The following is a 16,935-nucleotide window of genomic DNA, read 5'->3' as shown; positions in this document are numbered from 1 at the left end:
AAGACCATGCGGCACGGACCCTCATCAGCACGGGTACGGACTCTCACCCAAAGGGGCAGCAAGCACATGTCGACCGACGACAAAGTCCTCGACTACCTGAAGCGCCTGACAGCGGACCTGAGGCAGACCAAGCAACGGCTCCGCGAGGTCGAGGAGAAGGACAGCGAGCCGATCGCGATCGTCGGCATGAGCTGCCGCTTCCCCGGCGGGGTCGAGTCCCCTGACGACCTGTGGCGCCTGGTCGAGTCCGGTGCGGACGCCGTGTCCGGGTTCCCCGCCGACCGGGGCTGGGACGTGCAGTCGCTGTACGACGCCGACCCCGACCACTCGGGCACCACCTATGCGCGTGAGGGTGGATTCCTGCACGAGGCGATGCGGTTCGACGCGGGCTTCTTCGGCATCTCGCCGCGCGAGGCCCTCGCCATGGACCCGCAGCAGCGCCTCCTCCTCGAAACCTCCTGGGAGGTCTTCGAGCGGGCGGGCATCGACCCGACCGCGTTACGGGGCAGCCGCTCGGGCGTGTTCGTCGGTACGAACGGTCAGGACTACGCGGCGCTGCTGATGGCCGCCCAGGAGACCGTCGAGGGCTACGCCGGTACGGGCATCTCGGCGAGTGTGATCTCCGGCCGCCTGTCGTACACCTTCGGTTTCGAGGGCCCCGCCGTCACGGTGGACACGGCGTGCTCGTCCTCCCTGGTCGCGCTCCACCTCGCGGTGCAGGCCCTGCGCTCGGGCGAGTGCGAGCTGGCGCTCGCGGGTGGCGTGACCGTGATGTCGACGCCCGGTGCCTTCATCGAGTTCAGCCGCCAGCGCGGCCTCGCCCCCGACGGCCGCTGCAAGGCGTTCTCCGACAGCGCCGACGGCACCGGCTGGGGCGAGGGCGTCGGCATGCTCCTGGTCGAGCGCCTGTCGGACGCACAGCGCAACGGCCACCAGGTCCTCGCCGTCGTACGCGGTTCAGCGGTGAACCAGGACGGCGCCTCCAACGGCCTGACCGCGCCCAACGGCCCATCCCAGCAGCGCGTGATCCGCCAGGCCCTGGCGAGCGGAGGCCTGACCGCCACCGATGTGGACGCGGTCGAGGCCCACGGCACCGGCACCACCCTCGGCGACCCGATCGAGGCCCAGGCGCTCCTCGCCACCTACGGCCAGGACCGGACCGAACACCCGCTGTGGCTCGGCTCGATCAAGTCGAACCTCGGCCACACCCAGGCCGCCGCCGGTGTCGCCGGTGTCATCAAGATGGTCTTGGCGATGCGGCACGGCGTGCTGCCGCGCACCCTGCACGTGAGTGAGCCCTCCTCGCACGTGGACTGGTCCGCGGGCGCCGTGGAGCTCCTGACGGAGGCCAAGGCGTGGCCGGAGACCGGCCGTCCGCGGCGCGCGGGCGTGTCGTCGTTCGGCGTGAGCGGCACGAACGCGCACACCATCCTTGAGCAGGCCCCCGAGGCCGAGGAGTCCGTGCCCGACGCTGCGCCCGTTCCGGCGGACGGCGTGGTGCCGTGGGTCCTCTCGGCCCGGAGCGCCGAGGCGTTGCGGGAGCAGGCCGAGCGGCTCCGCTCGGGTGCGGCCGGTCTGAACCCCGTGGACGTCGGTTTCTCCCTCGCCACGACGCGCGCGTCCTTCGACCACCGCGCGGTCGTCCTCGCGGACGACCCGGAAACCCGGCTGACCGCTCTGACCGCCCTGGCCGAGGGCACACCGACAGCGGGAGCCCTCACGGGCACCGTCGCCCCGGGCCTGTTGGGCTTCCTGTTCTCGGGCCAGGGCTCGCAACGCCTGGGCATGGGGCGGGAGTTGGCCGCGCGGTTCCCGGTGTTCGCCGAGTCCTTGGATCAGGTGCTCGCGGCGTTCGATCCGTCCGTACGTGAGGTGCTGTTCGGCGAGGACGCGGAGGCGTTGAACGAGACGGGGGTGACGCAGCCCGCGTTGTTCGCGGTTGAGGTCGCGTTGTTCCGTCTTCTTGAGTCGTGGGGTGTACGTCCGGACGCGTTGGCGGGTCACTCCATTGGTGAGTTGGCTGCCGCGCATGTGTCGGGTGTGTGGTCGCTGGCGGATGCGGTGAAGGTGGTGTCGGCGCGTGCGGGGTTGATGCAGGCGCTGCCCGAGGGTGGCGCGATGGTCGCGATCCAGGCTTCCGAGCAAGAGGTTGCTTCCGAGCTGCCGGACACGGTGGGTATCGCTGCGGTCAACAGCCCGTCCTCAGTGGTGATTTCGGGTGCCACCGCCGATGCGGAGGCGGTGGGCGAGCGCTGGCGTGAGGCGGGCCGTAAGGTCACCAAGCTGCGGGTGAGCCATGCGTTCCACTCGCCGTTGATGGACCCGATGCTGGACGACTTCCGCCGGGTGCTGGAGGGCGTGTCGTACGCGGCTCCGGAGATCCCGATCGTGTCGACCCTCACGGGCAGGGTGGCGAGCAGCGAGGACCTTGCCTCGCCGGAGTACTGGGTTCGGCATGTGCGGGAGTCCGTACGGTTCGCCGATGCCGTCAGCACGCTCGCGGGCGACGGTGTGGGCACGTTCGTGGAGGTCGGCCCGGGTGGGACGCTGTCGGCCCTGGGACAGGAGTCGGCGCCGGAGGCCGGGTTCGTACCGGCGCTGCGGGCCGACCGGGCCGAGGAGCTCGCGCTGGTGTCGGCCGTGGCACAGCTGTACACGCGGGGCGTACGGCTCGACTGGGACGCCTTCTTCGCAGGTCAGGGTGCGCGGCGCGTCGATCTGCCGACGTACGCCTTCCAGCGGGAGCGGTTCTGGCTGGACGTGCTGCCGTCGGCGGGTGATGTGTCGGCGGCGGGGTTGGGTGCTGCGGAGCATCCGCTGTTGGGCGCGAGTGTCGCGCTTGCCGGGACGGATGGTGTGCTCCTGACGGGCCGGTTGTCGGTGCAGAGTCACCCGTGGCTGGGCGAGTACGTGGTTCAGGGCGCGGTGGTGTTGCCGGGTTCGGCGTTTGTGGAGCTGGCGGTGCGGGCGGGGGACCAGGTCGGGTGTGACCTGGTGGAGGAGCTGACCCTGGAGGCGCCGCTCGTACTGCCCGAGAGCGACGCGGTACGGGTACAGGTGTGGGTCGGCGCGCAGGACGCCTCGGGCAGGCGCGAGCTCACTCTCCACTCCAGCGCGGGTGAGGCGGACGAGGGGCGTTCGTGGACCCGGCACGCCGTGGGCGTGCTGAGCGAGGCCGGGCGCTCCGCCGGGGATTCCCTGGTCGCGTGGCCGCCCGCCGGGGCCGAGGCCGTGGACCTGGACGGGCTCTACGACCGCATGGCCGGTCGCGGTGTGACCTACGGGCCGGTGTTCCAGGGGCTGCGGGCCGCGTGGCGCGCGGGCGACGAAGTGTTCGCCGAGGTTGTCCTGCCGGAGGGCGCGAAGGCCGAGGGCTACGGTCTGCATCCGGCACTCCTCGACGCCGCACTGCACGCGGTGGAGGTGAGGGACGGCGACGCGGCTCGGCTGCCGGTGTCGTGGTCGGGTGTACGGCTGCACGCTGCGGGGGCGACGGTCCTTCGGGTGCGCTTGGCGCCCACCGGGGCGGACGCGCTGTCGCTGACGGTCGCCGACGGGGCGGGTGCTCCGGTCGCCGGAGCCGAATCGCTGGCCCTTGGCCCGGTGTCGGAGACGCTGACGCCGCAGGACCGGGATGCGCTGTTCGGCGTCGACTGGGTGTCGGTTGCCCTGCCCGGTGGTGATGTTCCGACGACTGAGTGGGCCGATCTGGAGGAGCTGGCGGGGTCGCGGGACGGCGAACTGTCGGACTTCGTCGTGCTGTCGTGCCCGGTGGACTCCGCGTCCGGCCCGGTGGTGGGCGCGCGCGAGACGGCGTACTGGGCGCTGAACGCGGTGCGGACGTGGCTCGCGGACGACCGGTTCGCTGCGGCGCGTCTGGTTCTCGCGACGAGGGGAGCTGTGAGCGCCACGCCCGATGAAGGTGTGCGGGATCTGGCGCAGGCCGCGGTGTGGGGTCTGGTGCGGTCGGCTCAGTCGGAGAACCCGGACCGGATCGTGCTGGTCGACCTGGACGATGAGGCGGCTTCCCGGGAGGCATTGCCGTCCGCGCTGGCCACGGGGGAGCCGCAGCTCGCCGTGCGTTCCGGCGAGGCCCGTGCACCCCGCCTGACCAGGGCGGCACAGCCCGTCGTGGACGACCCCGGCTTCGGCGCGGGCACGGTCCTGGTCACCGGCGCGACGGGGACCCTGGGAGGCTTGGTCGCCCGCCACCTGGTCGCCGAACGCGGCGTACGAAGCCTGCTCCTGGTGAGCCGTCGTGGCGCGGCGGCCGAGGGCGCGGAGGAGCTGCGCGACGCACTCACCGCGCAGGGCGCCGAAGTCGTACTCGCCGCCTGCGACATGGCTGAGCGGGACGCGGTGGCGGCCCTGCTGGCCGAGCACCCCGTGACCGCCGTGGTGCACACGGCGGGGGTGCTGGACGACGGCACGATCGCTTCGCTGACACCCGAGCGGATCGACACCGTCTTCCGGCCGAAGGTCGACGCGGCCTGGCACCTGCACGAGCTGACCGCCGACCTGGACCTCTCCGCGTTCGTCCTCTTCTCCTCCGCAGCCGGTGTGTTCGGTGGTCCCGGGCAGGGCAACTACGCGGCCGCCAACGCCTTCCTGGACGCGCTCGCCCAGCACCGCCGCGCCCAGGGCCTGCCCGCGACCTCCCTGGCCTGGGGCCTGTGGGAGACGGCCGACGGCATGGCGGGCAGCCTCGACGACGCCGACGTGCGCCGCATGGCCAGGGGCGGAGTGCTTCCGCTCGGCGTGCCCGAGGGCCTGGCGCTGTTCGACGCGGCGGGCTCCACCGGACGGGCCCTGGTCGCGCCGGTGCCACTGGACCTGCCGGTGCTGCGCCGCCAGGCCCGTACCCAGCCGGTGCCGCACCTCCTGCGCGGCCTCGTACGCGGCACCGCACGCAGGACCGCCGCGCCCGCCGCAGCCCGGTCCGCGCTCGCGCAGTCCCTGGCGGGCCTGAGCGCCGCTGAGCGGGAGAAGGCGCTCCTGGACCTCGTCAGCGGGCACGTGGCCATGGTGCTCGGCCACAGCTCCGCCCAGTCCATCGCGCCCGAACGTGCCTTCAAGGAGCTCGGCTTCGACTCCCTCAGCTCCGTCGAACTGCGCAACCGCCTCGGCGCGGCGACCGAGCTGGCCCTGCCCGCCACCCTGGTCTTCGACTACCCGACTCCCGCCGCCCTCGCGGCGCACCTGGGTGCCGAGCTGCTGGGCGGAGTGGTCGACGTCGTGCCCGGCGGACCCGAGGCACCGGGCGCGACCGACGAACCGATCGCGATCGTCGCGATGAGCTGCCGGTTCCCCGGCGGGGTCGAGTCCCCCGAGGACTTGTGGCGCCTGATCGCCGAGGGCGGCGACGCGGTGTCGGAGTTCCCGGCCGACCGTGGCTGGGACCTGGAGGCGCTCTACGACCCCGACCCCGACGGCACGGGTACGTCGTACTCCCGCATGGGTGCCTTCCTCGACCGCGTCGCGGACTTCGACCCGGCGTTCTTCGGGATCTCGCCGCGTGAGGCCCTGGCGATGGACCCCCAACAGCGACTGCTCTTGGAGACGTCGTGGGAGGCCTTCGAGCGAGCCGGGATCGACCCGGACGCACTGCGGGGCAGCCGCTCGGGTGTGTTCGTCGGTACGAACGGTCAGGACTACGCGGCGCTGCTGATGGCCGCGCGGGAGACCGTCGAGGGGTACGCCGGTACGGGCATCTCGGCGAGTGTGATCTCCGGCCGCCTGTCGTACACGTTCGGTTTCGAGGGTCCTGCCGTCACGGTGGACACGGCGTGCTCGTCGTCGCTGGTGGCCCTGCATCTGGCGGTGCAGGCGCTGCGGTCGGGTGAGTGCGAGCTGGCGCTCGCGGGTGGTGTGACGGTGATGTCGACACCCGGTGCGTTCATTGAGTTCAGCCGTCAGCGGGGTCTTTCGGTGGATGGCCGGTGCAAGGCGTTCTCCGACGGTGCCGATGGCACTGGCTGGGGTGAGGGCGTGGGCATGCTGGTCGTGGAGCGTCTGTCGGATGCTCAGCGCAACGGCCATGAGGTCCTGGCTATTGTCCGTGGCTCGGCGGTGAATCAGGATGGCGCGTCGAATGGTCTGACGGCTCCGAATGGTCCGTCGCAGCAGCGGGTGATTCGTCAGGCGCTGGCGAGTGCGGGTCTGTCGCCGTCCGATGTGGACGCGGTGGAGGCGCATGGTACGGGTACGAAGCTGGGTGACCCGATTGAGGCTCAGGCGCTGCTTGCCACCTATGGCCAGGACAGGCCTGCTGACCGGCCGCTGTGGCTGGGTTCGGTGAAGTCGAACATCGGTCACACGCAAGCTGCCGCTGGCGTGGCGGGTGTCATCAAGATGGTCATGGCGATGCGGCACGGTGTGCTGCCGCGCACCCTGCACGTGGATGAGCCGTCCTCGCATGTGGACTGGTCCACGGGTGCGGTGGAGTTGCTGACGGGTGAGCGTGCGTGGCCTGTGGTGGACCGGCCGTGGCGGGCTGGTGTGTCGTCCTTCGGGTTCAGCGGGACCAACGCACACGCCGTCATCGAGCAGGCCCCCGTCGCCGAGCAGGAGGAGGCCCCGGAGTCGCTTCCCGACGGCGCGGTGGTGCCGTGGGTACTGTCGGCCAAGAGCCCGGTAGCCCTGCGGGAGCAGGCCGCGCGGCTGAGGTCCTTCGTGGAGGGCTCGTCGGACCTGTCGGCGGCGGACGTGGGCCGCGCGCTGGTGTTCTCGCGGGCCCTGCTGGAGCACCGTGCGGTGGTGGTCGCTGCGGACCGGCCGGAGTTCCTGGCCGCGCTGGAGGCCGTCGCCGAGGGGCAGACGACCGGTGCTGCGGTCGCGGGCGTGGGCGACGAGCCCGGCCGGGTGGGCTTCTTGTTCTCGGGCCAGGGCTCGCAGCGTCTGGGCATGGGCCGCGAACTGGCGTCCCGGTTCCCGGTGTTCGCTGAGGCCTTGGAACAGGTGCTTGCGGAGTTCGGTCCGCAGGTCCGTGAGGTGTTGTTCGGGGATGATGTCGAGGCGTTGAACGAGACGGGGGTGACGCAGCCCGCGTTGTTCGCGGTCGAAGTCGCGCTGTTCCGTCTTCTTGAGTCGTGGGGCGTGCGTCCGGACGCGTTGGCGGGTCACTCCATTGGTGAGTTGGCTGCCGCGCATGTGTCGGGTGTGTGGTCGCTGGCGGATGCGGTGAGGGTGGTGTCGGCGCGTGCGGGGTTGATGCAGGCGCTGCCGTCGGGTGGTGCGATGGTCGCGATCCAGGCTTCCGAGGAAGAGGTTGCTTCGGATCTGCCGGACACGGTGGGTATCGCGGCGGTCAACGGGCCCACGTCAGTGGTGATTTCGGGTGTCTCCGCCGACGCGGAGGCCGTGGGCGAGCGGTGGCGCGAGGCGGGCCGCAAGGTGACCCGGCTCAAGGTCAGCCACGCGTTCCACTCGCCGCTGATGGACCCGATGCTCGACGACTTCCGTACGGTCCTGGAAGACGTCTCGTACGCGGCGCCCGCGATCCCGATCGTGTCGACGCTGACTGGCGCGCGGGCGAGTGCCGAGGAGTTGGCCTCGCCGGAGTACTGGGTCCGGCACGTACGCGAGTCCGTACGGTTCGCCGACGCCGTCAGCACGCTGGTGGACGACGGAGTAGGTACGTTCGTGGAGGTCGGCCCGGGTGGGACGCTGTCGGCCCTGGGGCGGGAGTCGGCGCCGGAAGCCGCCTTCGTACCGGTGCTGCGTGGCGATCGTCCTGAGGAGTCCGCGCTGGTGTCGGCCGTGGCGCAGCTGTGTGCGCGGGGCGTACGGGTGGATTGGGAGGTGTTCTTCGCCGGTCGTGGTGGTCGGCGGGTGGACCTGCCGACGTATGCGTTTGAGCGGGAGCGGTTCTGGCTGGACGTGCTGCCGTCGGCGGGTGATGTGTCGGCGGCGGGGTTGGGTGCTGCGGAGCATCCGCTGCTGGGCGCGAGCGTGACGCTTGCCGGGACGGATGGTGTGCTCCTGACGGGCCGGTTGTCGGTGCAGAGTCACCCGTGGCTGGGCGAGTACGTGGTTCAGGGCGCGGTGGTGTTGCCGGGCTCGGCGTTTGTGGAGCTGGCGGTGCGGGCGGGGGACCAGGTCGGGTGTGACCTGGTGGAGGAGCTGACCCTGGAGGCGCCGCTCGTACTGCCCGGGGACGGCTCGGTGCGGGTGCAGGTGTGGGTCGGTGCCCAGGACGCCTCGGGCAGGCGCGAGTTGACCCTCTACTCCAGCACCGGCGAGGTGGACGAGGCACGCGCGTGGACCCGGCATGCCAGCGGTGTGCTGCGTGAGGGTCAGCCTGCCGGTGGGGTCTCCCTGACCGCGTGGCCGCCCGCCGGGGCGGAGGCCGTGGACCTGGACGGGTTCTACGACCGCATGGCCGACGGCGGTTTCGGCTACGGGCCGGTGTTCCAGGGGCTGCGGGCCGCGTGGCGCGCGGGCGATGAGGTGTTCGCCGAGGTCGCGCTACCGGAGGAGGGCGTGCAGACGGAGGGTTACGGCCTGCACCCGGCCCTCCTTGATGCTGCGCTGCACGCCATGGGGCTGATGGGTGAGGCCGACGGGACGGGCAGGCTGCCGTTCTCGTGGTCGGGTGTGCGGCTGCACGCTGCCGGGGCGACGGTCCTTCGGGTGCGCTTGGCGCCCACCGGCGCGGACGCGGTGTCGCTGGCGGTCGCTGATGGGGCGGGCGCTCCCGTGGCCACGGTCGACTCGCTGGTCCTGCGCCCGGCCGCACCCGACCAGGCCATGGGCAACGAGCCGAGCGACGCGCTGTTCGGCGTCGACTGGGTGTCGGTTGCCCTGCCCGACGGCGATGTTCCGACGACTCGGTGGTCCGATCTGGAGGCGCTGGCTCAGCCGCCAGAAGGCGAACTGTCGGACTTCGTCGTGCTGTCCTGCCCGGTGGACTCCGCGTCCGGCCCGGTGGTGGGTGCGCATGAGGCCGCATACTGGACGTTGAACGCGGTGCAGAGTTGGCTTGCGGATGAGCGGTTTGCCGCGTCGCGTCTGGTCCTCGTGACCAGGGGAGCTGCGAGTGCCACGCCTGATGAGGGTGTGCGGGATCTGGCGCAGGCCGTGGTGTGGGGTCTGGTGCGGTCGGCTCAGTCGGAGAATCCGGACCGGGTCGTGCTGGTCGACCTGGACGATGAGGCGGCTTCTCTGGAGGTGCTGCCGTCCGCGCTGGCCACGGGGGAGCCGCAGCTCGCGGTGCGTTCCGGCGAGGTCCGAATACCCCGCCTGGCCCGGGTCGCACAGCCCGTCGTGGACGACCCCGGCTTCGGCGCGGGCACGGTCCTGGTCACCGGCGCGACGGACACGCTGGGAGGCTTGGTCGCCCGCCACCTCGTCGCCGAACGCGGCGTACGAAGCCTGCTCCTGGCGAGTGGACACGGCACGGGCGCGGAGGAGCTGCGCGGCGAACTCACCGCACAGGGCGCTGAAGTCGTACTCACCGCCTGTGACTTGGCCGACCGGGACGCGGTGGCGGCCCTGCTGGCCGAGCACCCCGTGACCGCCGTGGTGCACACGGCGGGCGTGCTGGACAACGGCACGGTCGGCGCGCTCACTTCGGAGCGGATCGACACCGTCTTCCGGCCGAAGGTCGACGCGGCCTGGCACCTGCACGAGGTGACCGCCGAGCTGGACCTCTCCGCGTTCGTCCTCTTCTCCTCGGCCTCGGGCGTCTTCGGGACCCCCGGCCAGGGCGACCACGCGGCGGCCAGCACCTTCCTCGACGCGCTCGCCCAGCACCGGCGTGCCCAGGGCCTGCCCGCGACCTCGCTGGCCTGGGGCCCCTGGGCCGCCCAGGACGGCACGGGCGAGAGCCCCGACGACACCGACGTACGAGCGACGGCCAGCGGCGCCCTCCCGATCGGCCCGACCGAGGGTCTGGCGTTGTTCGACGCGGCGGGTTCCACGGGACGGGCCACGGTGGCGCCGATGCCACTGGACCTCCCGGCCCTGCGTCGGCAGGCGCGCACCCAGCCCGTGCCGCACCTCCTGCGCGGCCTCGTACGCGGCACCGCACGCAGGACCGCCGCACCCGAGGCCGCCCGCTCCGCGCTCGCCAAGTCCCTCGCAGGGCTGACCGAAGCCGAGCGGGAGAAGGCGCTCCTCGACCTGGTGCTCGGCCACGTCGCCGCCGTGCTCGGCCACGGCTCCGCCCAAGTCGTCGCGCCCGAGCGGGCGTTCAAGGAGCTTGGCTTCGACTCGCTGACCGCCGTCGAGTTCCGGGACCGGCTCAACGCGGCCACCGAGCTGCGGCTGCCCGCCACGCTCGTCTTCGACTACCCGACGCCCGACGCGCTCGTGGCGTTCATCGGTGCCGAGCTGGCGGGCGCGCCCGTCGCGGCGGTGTCCGCCCACGCGGTCGCGGACGTGACGGACGAGCCGATCGCCATCGTCGGCATGAGCTGCCGCTACCCCGGCGGGGTCGACTCGCCCGAGGACCTGTGGCGGCTCGTCCTGGACGGCACCGACGCCATCAGCGAGTTCCCCGGCAACCGCGGCTGGGACCTGGACGCGCTGTACGACCCGGACCCCGACCACCTGGGCACCACGTACACCCGCGAGGGCGGCTTCCTGCACGACGTCGACCAGTTCGACTCGGCGTTCTTCGGGATCTCGCCGCGCGAGGCCCTCGCCATGGACCCGCAGCAGCGCCTCCTCCTCGAAGCCTCGTGGGAGGCCTTCGAGCGGGCCGGTATCGACCCGAACTCAGTGCGGGGACGCGACATCGGCGTCTTCGCGGGCACCAGCATCCAGGACTACGTCACGGCCCTGGTGGCGAGCGGGGAGAGCGTCGAGGGGTACGTCGGCACGGGCAACGCGGCGAGCGTCATGGCCGGGCGACTGTCCTACACCTTCGGCCTGGAGGGCCCCGCGGTGACGGTGGACACCGCGTGCTCGTCGTCGCTCGTGGCCCTGCACCTGGCCGCGCAGGCGCTGCGCCAGGGAGAGTGCACGATGGCGCTCGCGGGCGGCGTGGCGGTGATGTCGACGCCCGGCGCGTTCCTGGACTTCAGCCGCCAGCGCGGCCTGTCCGCCGACGGCCGGTGCAAGCCGTTCTCGTCGGACGCGGACGGCACCGGTTGGGGCGAGGGCGTCGGCATGCTCGTCCTGGAGCGGCTGTCCGACGCCCGCCGCAACGGCCACCACGTACTGGCGGTGGTACGCGGCTCCGCGGTGAACCAGGACGGCGCGTCGAACGGCCTGACCGCGCCGAACGGCCCCTCGCAGCAGCGAGTGATCCGGCAGGCCCTGGCGAGCGCGGGCCTGAACCCGTCCGACGTGGACGCCATGGAGGCCCACGGCACCGGCACGATGCTGGGCGACCCGATCGAGGCGCAGGCGATCCTCGCCACCTACGGCCAGGACCGGCCCGACGACCGGCCGCTGTGGCTGGGCTCGCTGAAGTCGAACATCGGCCACACCCAGGCCGCGGCCGGTGTCGGCGGCATCATCAAAATGGTCATGGCGATGCGCCACGGCGTCCTGCCGAAGACGCTGCACGTCGCCGAGCCGACCCCGCAGGTCGACTGGTCGACCGGTGACGTGCGGCTCCTCACCGAGGCCCGGCCCTGGCCGGACGCCGCGCGGCCGCGCCGGTTCGGCGTATCCTCCTTCGGTTTCAGCGGCACCAACGCGCACGCCGTGATCGAGCAGGCGCCGGTCACGGAGGCCGTCACGCCCGGCACAACGGAGGCCGCCGCGCCCGGCACAGCGACGGGCGGGCCCGCGCGGGACACCTCCGCGCTGCCGGTGCTCCTCTCGGGGCGGGGCGACGACGCGCTGCGGGCGCAGGCCGACCGGCTGCGCGCCCACCTCGTGGCGCACCCGGAGCTGGACCTGCCCGACGTCGCCACCACGCTCGCCGGGTCCCGGGCCGCCCTGGACCACCGGGCGGTCGTCGTCGGGCAGGACCGCGAAGGCCTGCTCACGGCCCTCAAGGCGCTCGCCGCCGGGCGGGCCGCGAACGGCTTGGTCTCCGGCGTCGCGGCGGGGCACCGGCTGGCGTTCCTGTTCGCCGGACAGGGCGCGCAGCGCCTGGGCATGGGGCGCGAACTGTACGACCGCTTCCCGGTGTTCGCCGACGCGCTCGACGAAGCCCGCCGCCACCTCGACGCCCACGCCGAACGGCCGCTCCTGGACGTGCTGTTCGGCGACGACGCCGAGGCACTGAACGAGACCGGGGTGACGCAGCCCGCGCTGTTCGCGGTCGAAGTGGCGCTGTTCCGCCTCCTGGAGTCCTGGGGGGTGCGCCCCGACCTCCTCGCGGGACACTCGATCGGCGAGCTGGCCGCCGCCCACGTGGCAGGCGTGTGGTCGCTGGCGGACGCCGCCGCGGTGGTGACCGCCCGGGGCCGTCTGATGCAGGCGCTGCCCGCGGGCGGCGCGATGATCGCCGTCCAGGCGACCGAGGCCGAAGTCGCCGCGGACCTGCCCAAGACCGTGGGCATCGCCGCGGTGAACGGACCGACGGCGGTGGTGATTTCCGGCGTCGCCGCCGACGCGGAGGCGGTGGGCGAGCGGTGGCGTGCGGCGGGGCGCAAGGTGACCCGGCTCAAGGTCAGCCACGCGTTCCACTCGCCGCTCATGGAGCCGATGCTCGACGACTTCCGGCGCGTACTGGAGAACGTGGACTTCCAGGCGCCGACGGTGCCGATCGTGTCCACGCTGACGGGCGGCCAGGCCTCCGCGGCGGAACTGGGATCCGTGGAGTACTGGGTGCGGCACGTACGGGAATCCGTGCGGTTCGCCGACGCCGTCGGCACGCTGCGGGCGCAGGGCGCGGACGTGTTCCTGGAGATCGGCCCCGGCGGGGTGCTCACCGCCCTCGGCCAGGAGACCGCGGCCGACGCCGTGTTCGTGCCCGCGCTGCGGAGCGACCGGCCCGAGGCGGCCGAACTCGTGACGGCGGCGGGCAGGCTGCACGTGCTCGGCATCGCCGTCGACTGGGCCGAACTGACCGCCGACGGCACGCACGTCGACCTGCCCACCTACGCCTTCCGGCGCCAGCGGTACTGGCCCGCGCCGGCCGCCGCCCCGACGGGTGACGTCACCGGTTCCGCCGACGCGCGGTTCTGGGCCGCCGTCGCGGACGGAGACCTCGGTGAGCTCGCGGACGAGCTGGCCGTCTCCCCCGACGACCCGATCGGGGACGTGCTGCCCCGGCTCTCGTCGTGGCGGCGCGAGCAGGCCGAGAACTCCGCGGTCGACCGGATGCGCTACCGCGTCGCCTGGCGGCCGGTGAGCGAGCCCACCGCGGCGCTCACCGGCACCTGGCTCCTGGTCAGCCGCGACGGCGCCGGTGAGGAACCCATCGCCGCCGCGCTGAGCAGGTACGGCGCGACGGTCCTGCCGGTCAGGACCGGCGAGGCCGTGGACCGGGACTCCCTCGCGGCCCGGACGGCGACCGGCGAGCCCGTCGCGGGCGTCCTGTCGCTGTTCGCGCTCGACCCCGCCCTGCCCTCCGGCGGCCTCGCAGCGACCCTCGCCCTGGTGCAGGCCCTCGGCGACTGCGGCCTCGCCGCGCCCCTGTGGTGCGTGACGCGGGGCGGGGCCGCGACCGGTGGCTCCGACACGTCCGTCCACCCCGACCAGGCGATGGTGTGGGGGCTCGGCCGGGTCGTCGGCCTGGAACACCCCGAGCGCTGGGGCGGCCTGGTCGACCTGCCCGACACCCTCGACGAGCGCGCCGGGGCCCGCCTCGCGGGCGTCCTGTCCGGCGAGACCGGCGAGGACCAAGTCGCGCTGCGCGGCGGCGGAGTGGTGGCCCGGAGGATCGTGCGGGCCTCCGCAGGGCGCGCCAAGGACTGGGCGCCCACCGGCACCGTCCTGGTCACCGGCGGCACCGGCGCCCTCGGCGCGCACATCGCCAAGTGGCTGATCGCGCGGGGCGCCGAGCACCTGCTCCTGACGAGCAGGCGCGGGCCGAAGGCCGACGGCGCCGAGGAGCTGCGCGCGGAGCTGACCGCGCTGGGCGCCCGCGTCACGATCGCCGCGTGCGACGTGGCCGACCGGGACGCGCTCGCGGACCTGCTGGCCTCGGTGCCCGCCGAGTTCCCCCTCACCGGGGTCGTGCACGCGGCGGGCGTCCTGGACGACGGCGTCCTGTCCGCACTCACCGAGGACCGCCTGCACGCCGTACTGCGGCCGAAGGTCGACGCCGCCGTCAACCTGGACGAACTGACCAGGGCGCACGAGCTGTCGACGTTCGTCATGTTCTCCTCGACGTCCGGGGCCCTCGGAGGTCCTGGACAGGCCAACTACGCGGCCGCCAACACCTTCCTGGAGGCCCTCGCGGACCGGCGCGCGGCGGCGGGCCTGCCCGCCACCGCCGTCGCGTGGGGGCCGTGGGGCGGCGGCGGCATGGCCGAAGGGCCGCTCGGCGACCAGCTGCGCCGCCGCGGCATGCCCCCGATGGAGCCCGAGCAGGCGATCGCCGCCCTCGACCGGGCCGTCCGCCAGGGCGACCCGACGGCGATGGTGGCGGACATCGACTGGGACGTCTTCGCCGCGGGCTTCACATCGGTGCGGCCGAGCCCGCTCCTTCAGGAACTGTCCGGCGGGCAGCGCGCCCAGGCCGCAGCCGAGACGGCCACGCCCGTCGACACCGCGGCCCGGCTCACCGCCCTGTCCGGCCCCGAGCGCGAGCGCGCCGTCCTCGACCTGGTGCGGGAGCAGGCCGCCGCCGTCCTCGGCCACGACGGCACCAAGCTGGTGGAGCCGGGGCGGGCCTTCCAGGAGCTGGGCTTCGACTCGCTCACCGCGGTCGAGTTCCGCAACCTCCTCAACTCCCACACCGGCCTGAGCCTGCCCGCGACGCTCATCTTCGACCACCCCACGCCGTCCGCGCTCGCCGCGCACGTCCTCGACGAACTGCCGGGCGGCGGGGCGCCGACCATCGACGCCGAACTGGACCGCCTGGAGTCCGCACTGTCCCTCCTGACGCCGGACGACGAGCAGAACGCCGCCGTCGGCGCCCGCCTCCGTGCGCTGCTGTCCAGGTGGGACGAGGCGCACACCCGCACGGAACCCGCCGAGTCCGCCACGGACGCGCGCACGGCCACGGCGGACGAGCTGCTCTCGCTGCTCGACGAACAACTCGGTAGGTCCTGAGCTGATGAACACACCTGAAGGGTCCGAACACATGTCCAACGAGGAGAAGTACCTCGACTACCTCCGGCGGGCCTCCGTGGACCTCCAGGAGGTGCGCGGCAAGCTGCGCGAGGCCGAGGAGCGCGAGGTCGAGCCGATCGCGATCGTCGGCATGAGCTGCCGGTTCCCCGGCGGCGTGCGGTCGCCGGAGGACCTGTGGCGCCTCCTCGTCGACGGCCGCGACGCCGTCTCCGCGTTCCCCACCGACCGCGGCTGGGACCTGGAGTCCCTCTTCGACGACGACCCCGACCGGCAGGGGACCTGCTACACCCGCCAGGGCGCGTTCCTCCACGACGCGGCGGACTTCGACCCCGGCTTCTTCGGCATATCGCCGCGCGAGGCCGCCGCGATGGACCCGCAGCAGCGCCTCCTCCTCGAAACCTCCTGGGAGGCCTTCGAGCGGGCCGGGATCGACCCGAACGCGCTGCGGGGCAGCCGCTCGGGCGTGTTCGTCGGCACCAACGGCCAGGACTATCTGGCCCGCATGGCGACCGGCGCCCCGGAGGGCTACGAGGGCTACCTCGGCACGGGCAACGCGGCGAGCGTCCTGTCGGGCCGCGTCGCCTACAGCTTCGGCTTCGAAGGCCCCGCGCTGACCATCGACACCGCCTGCTCGTCGTCCCTGGTCGCCCTGCACCTCGCGGTGCACGCCCTGCGGCACGGCGAGTGCCCCCTCGCCCTCGCGGGCGGCGTCACCGTGATGTCGACGCCGGGCGTCTTCATCGACTTCAGCCGCCAGCGGGGCCTGGCCGCGGACGGCCGCGTCAAGGCGTTCGCCGACGGCGCGGACGGCACCGGCTGGGGCGAGGGCGTCGGCCTGCTGCTCCTGGAGCGCCTCTCGGACGCCCGGCGCAACGGCCACCAGGTGCTCGCCGTGATCCGCGGCTCGGCCGTCAACCAGGACGGCGCGTCCAACGGCCTGACCGCGCCCAACGGCCCCTCGCAGCAGCGCGTCATCCGCCAGGCGCTCGCCAGCGCGCGGCTCTCCGCGGCCCAGGTGGACGCGGTCGAGGCGCACGGCACGGGCACGAGGCTCGGCGACCCGATCGAGGCCCAGGCCCTCCTCGCCACCTACGGCCAGGGCCGCCCCGCGGACCGCCCCCTGTGGCTCGGCTCGATCAAGTCGAACATCGGCCACACCCAGGCCGCCGCCGGTGTCGCCGGTGTCATCAAGATGGTCATGGCGATGCGCCACGGCGTCCTGCCGCGCACCCTGCACGTGGACGAGCCCTCCTCGCACGTGAACTGGTCCGCCGGTGCGGTGCGGCTCCTGACGGAGCCCCGGCCGTGGCCGGAGACGGAGCAGCCGTGGCGCGCCGGTGTGTCCTCGTTCGGCGTGAGTGGCACGAACGCCCACGTCGTCGTGGAGCAGGCCCCCGAGGCGGCGCAGGGGACCGCCTCGGAGCCCGCCCACGACGGCGGCCTGGTCCCGTGGATCCTCTCGGCCCGGAGCGCGGAGGCGCTCCGCGCGCAGGCCGCGCTGCTCCGCGACTTCGTGGCGGCGTCCTCGGGTCTGTCCTTGGCGGATGTGGGGCACTCGCTGGTGTCGTCGCGTGCGGTGTTGGAGCACCGTGCGGTGGTGGTCGGCGCCGAGCGGAACGAACTGCTGGCCGCGCTTGAGGCGCTGGCCGAGGGCCGGGTGTCCGGTGGTGTGGTCTCGGGTGTGGCGGATGAGCCCGGCCGGGTGGGCTTCCTGTTCTCCGGCCAGGGCGCGCAGCGCCTGGGCATGGGCCGCGAACTGGTGGACCAGTACCCGGTGTTCGCCGAAGCCCT

At 73.2% G+C, this 16,935-nt stretch carries 2 protein-coding genes; both read left to right on the top strand.

Annotated features, from left to right (window positions below; translation table 11 throughout):
• Window positions 1-6: 6 nt before the first annotated feature.
• On the top strand, window positions 7-15,123 hold the full coding sequence (locus ACIG3E_RS33750) for a type I polyketide synthase (RefSeq protein WP_399623497.1): 15,117 nt from the start codon (window positions 7-9) through the stop codon (window positions 15,121-15,123).
• Window position 15,124: 1 nt separating this feature from the next.
• Window positions 15,125-16,935 (top strand): type I polyketide synthase (locus ACIG3E_RS33745; protein WP_399623734.1); only part of this gene is annotated, 1,811 nt, incomplete at its 3' end.

Source organism: Streptomyces sp. NPDC053474, assembly GCF_044544845.1.
Classification (GTDB): Bacteria; Actinomycetota; Actinomycetes; order Streptomycetales; family Streptomycetaceae; genus Streptomyces.
This window is presented reverse-complemented; position numbering and strand designations above follow the sequence as displayed.

Coding starts and splice junctions, on each gene's coding strand:
- ACIG3E_RS33750 (WP_399623497.1), top strand. CDS start 7: ATGCGGCACGGACCCTCATCAGCACGGGTACGGACTCTCACCCAAAGG.